The organism is Kitasatospora sp. MY 5-36 (genome assembly GCF_001182915.1).
Lineage (GTDB): Bacteria > Actinomycetota > Actinomycetes > Streptomycetales > Streptomycetaceae > Kitasatospora.
Genome location: NZ_LFVW01001162.1, coordinates 1 through 1,588, shown reverse-complemented (window position 1 = coordinate 1,588; position 1,588 = coordinate 1). Strand labels below are relative to the sequence as shown.

General features: G+C 76.7%; 2 protein-coding genes. Both read left to right on the top strand.

Features of this window, described 5'->3' with window-relative positions; all coding sequences use genetic code 11:
• Nucleotides 1-827, top strand: an 827-nt coding sequence (locus tag AE652_RS49610; RefSeq protein ID WP_063780425.1) for a hypothetical protein, incomplete at its 5' end; no start/stop codon positions are given.
• A partial coding sequence (locus AE652_RS41045) for an isocitrate lyase/phosphoenolpyruvate mutase family protein (protein WP_049661052.1) occupies nucleotides 824-1,588 on the top strand: 765 nt, incomplete at its 3' end. The genes AE652_RS49610 and AE652_RS41045, both read left to right, overlap by 4 nt.

Below are 1,588 nucleotides of genomic sequence, written 5' to 3'. Positions count from 1 at the left end.
GGCGGATCGCCGTCCGGGCGACCGAGGTCGGCGGGGTCGCGGTGCCGGCCGGCACGCGGGTCCTGCTCGACATCGCCGCCGCCCAGGCCGGGGCGCCGGCCGGGGTCGCGCTCACCTTCGGTGCCCCGCCCCGGAGTTGCCCGGGCCGCTCGCAGGCCCTGGTGATCGCCGAGGGCATCCTGTACGGCGCCTCCGACCCGGCGGACACCGGGACGCCGCCGCCTACCCCGGACCTCGACAAGGCCGAACTGGCCGCCCTGGTGCCGGAGATGGTCACGTACGTGCTCGCCCTGGCGGTCGGCTGGACGGCCTGGGACGGCCGTCCGATCGTCAACACCGACGGCCGAACCTACGCACCGCACAAGGCCGTTCGCCGCATCACCGACCATCTCGTCGACCACCTCGCCGAGGTGGAGGCCCGGCTGGTCGGCGAACCGACCGAGCCCGACCACTGGCACGCCTCCAACGCCACCACCCCTGCCGACCTGGCCCCGTTCACCGCCGCCGACCTGGACGAGGCCCGCAGCCGGCTGACCCGGCTGGCCGGGATCTGGTCCCGGCGGGTCGCCGCGCTGCCGGACGAACGGCTGGACGACTCCCCGGGGACGGGCTGGAGCTTCCGGCAGATCGTCTGCCACGTCTCCGAGGCCGGGTACTACTACGCGGACTCGGTCGGGAGCCTGGCGGGTGCGAGGGGCGGCGCCGCGGATCCGGCGGGGGTGACCGACGGCCCGGCGTGTGTGATCGACAGCCCGACGTGTGCGACCGACAGTCCGGCGGACCCGACCGGACACCGTGCGAACGAGCCGATGGAGACGACCCGATGACCCCCTTCGCCGCCCTGCACCACCGCCCCGGGCGCCCGCTGCTGCTCCCCAACGCCTGGGACCACGCCTCGGCCGTTGCCCTCGCCGCCCAGGGCCACCCCGCGATCGGCACCACCAGCCTGGGTGTGGCGGCCGTCGCCGGCCTCCCCGACGGCGCCGCCGCCACCCGCGCGGAGACCGTACGGCTGGCGCGCAGGCTCGGGCGCGGCGGCTTCCTGCTCAGCGTCGACGCGGAGTCCGGGTTCAGCGACGACCCGGACGAAGTCGCCGAGCTGGCCGTGGAGTTGGCCGAGGCCGGCGCGGTCGGCATCAACCTGGAGGACGGCCGGGCGGACGGCACGCTGGCCCCGTCCGCCCGCCATGCCGCGAAGATCGCCGCGGTGAAGGCGGCCGCCCCGGAGCTGTTCGTCAACGCCCGTACCGACACCTACTGGTGTGGGCAGGACGCCCCCGAGGCGGAGACGCTCCGCCGCCTGGACGCCTACCAACAGGCGGGCGCGGACGGCGTGTTCGTCCCCGGGCTGACCGGTCCGGCGGCCATCGGCCGGCTGGTCGGCGCGCTCGCCGTCCCGCTCAACATCCTCTGGACGCCGACCGGCCCGGGCCTCGCCGAGCTGGCCGCGCTCGGGGTGGCCCGGGTCAGCCTCGGGTCGCTGCTGTACCGCGCGGCACTGGCGGCGGCGGTGGCCACGGCGGCGGCCGTCGCGGCGGGGGAGCCGGTCGGTCCGGTGCCGGGGTACGCGGAGGTGCAGGCGCTCAGC